General features: G+C 64.2%; 2 protein-coding genes. Both read left to right on the top strand.

Annotation, left to right across the window (positions count from 1 at the left end):
• The first annotated feature begins 124 nt into the window (after nucleotides 1-124).
• The gene (locus tag ACK6AU_RS31915) at nucleotides 125-1,384 is read left to right on the top strand and encodes a hydroxymethylglutaryl-CoA synthase family protein (protein WP_409303744.1); all 1,260 of its coding nucleotides are present in this window, start codon (nucleotides 125-127) and stop codon (nucleotides 1,382-1,384) included.
• A gap of 65 nt (nucleotides 1,385-1,449) precedes the next feature.
• A partial coding sequence (locus tag ACK6AU_RS31910; RefSeq protein ID WP_409303742.1) for a beta-ketoacyl synthase N-terminal-like domain-containing protein occupies nucleotides 1,450-1,854 on the top strand: 405 nt, incomplete at its 3' end.

Here is a 1,854-nt window from a genome sequence, read left to right as displayed (position 1 = left end):
ATCCGTGATGTGGCAAGGCCGCACCCGATAGAGCACGCCCTGACCCTGAGCATGGGTTTTGGCGGCATCAACACCGCGTTGTGCCTGACGCGTCATGAGCGATGAACAACCAAGGAGAAAGCCAATGTTATCCGTAGGAATCGAAGCGATGAACGTGTTCGGCGGTCGGGCCTGCCTGGACGTTGCCGAACTGGCCGCGCACCGCCAGCTGGATACGGCGCGCTTCAATAATCTGCTGATGAAGGAAAAGACCGTCGCGCTGCTGGACGAGGACCCGGTGACCTATGCGGTGAACGCAGCACGCCCTTTGGTGGAGGCGTTATCGGCCGAAGAGAAGGCCCGGATCGAGTTGCTGATCACCTGCTCGGAATCGGGGATCGATTTCGGCAAGTCGCTGAGCACCTACGTCCACCACCACCTGGGACTGAACCGCAACTGCCGGTTGTTCGAGCTCAAGCAGGCCTGCTATTCGGGCACCGCGGGCTTGCAGATGGCGGTGAACTTCATCCTGGCCCAGGTCTCGCCGGGGGCCAAGGCGCTGGTGATCTCCACCGACCTGGCCCGGCACATGACCACCGGCGGCAGCGCCCTCACCGAGGACTGGTCCTTCGCCGAGCCCAGCACCGGTGCCGGCGCCGTGGCGATGCTGGTCAGCGACCAGCCGCGGATCTTCGACATCGACGTCGGTGCCAACGGCTACTACGGCTACGAAGTGATGGACACCTGCCGGCCAACCGCGGATACCGAGGCCGGCGACTCCGACCTGTCGCTGCTGTCCTACCTGGACTGCTGCGAGAACGCATTTCTCGAGTACCAGAAGCGCGTCGGCGACGTCGACTATGTCGGCTCGTTTCGCTACCTGGCGTTCCATACGCCCTTCGGCGGGATGATCAAGGGCGCGCATCGCACCATGATGCGCAAGCAGGTCCAGGCCGCGCCGGCGGACATCGAGGCCGATTTCCAGCGCCGGGTGACGCCGGGGCTCAGCTATTGCCAGCGGGTCGGCAACATCATGGGCGGCACCGTGCTGCTATCGCTGGCCAGCACCATCGCCAATGGCCGCTTCGAATCGCCGGGGCGCATCGGTTGCTTCTCCTATGGCTCGGGCTGCTGTTCGGAGTTCTACAGCGGCGTGGTGCGCCACCAGGGGCAGGTGCAACTGCGGGCCCAGGAGATCGAGCGCCAGCTCGATAACCGCTACCGGCTGTCGATGAGCGAGTACGAAGGGCTGTTGCAGAGCAACACGCAGGTGCGCTTCGGCACCCGCAACGTACGGATCGACGACGCCTGCAGCGTGCATCCGCAGTTGCCACGTGCGGACCGTCCACAGCTGGTTCTGCGGGAAATCAAGGAATTCCACCGCGAGTACGAATGGGTCCAGTAAGGACCTGGGCCCATGGGTGGCCGCGAACAATGGATGGTTTGCCAGACAACTGAAGGAGTCGATTCATGGACCCACGATCGCCGCAGGACGAAACCACCGCCACGCCTGGCGCCAGCGAACAGGCCGCCAAGCCATCGCCCCAGGCCTGCCCAGAGCAGGCAGCCATTGCCATCGTCGGTATGTCCGGCCGCTATCCCGGGGCGGACTCGCTGGAGGCCTATTGGCGCAACCTGGTGGACGGCCGCGACTGCGTGGGCGAGATTCCAGCCACGCGCTGGGACGTCGATGCCTATTTCGCCCCGGCCATACCTTCGCCGGGCAAGGCCTACAGCAAGTGGCTGGGCAGCCTGGAGGCCATCGAATGCTTCGATCCGCTGTTCTTCAATATCGCCCCCAGCGAGGCGCAACGGATGGATCCGCAGCAGCGCTTGTTCCTGGAAGAAGGCTACCGGGCTTTCGAGGATGCCGGG

It is taken from the genome of Pseudomonas sp. KCJK8993, from assembly GCF_046230915.1.
In the GTDB taxonomy this organism is placed as follows: Bacteria; Pseudomonadota; Gammaproteobacteria; order Pseudomonadales; family Pseudomonadaceae; genus Aquipseudomonas; species Aquipseudomonas piscis.
This window is presented reverse-complemented; position numbering and strand designations above follow the sequence as displayed.

Bases quoted from the DNA above. Each gene is read 5' to 3' on its own strand.
- ACK6AU_RS31915 (WP_409303744.1), top strand. From the start codon at position 125: ATGTTATCCGTAGGAATCGAAGCGATGAACGTGTTCGGCGGTCGGGCC.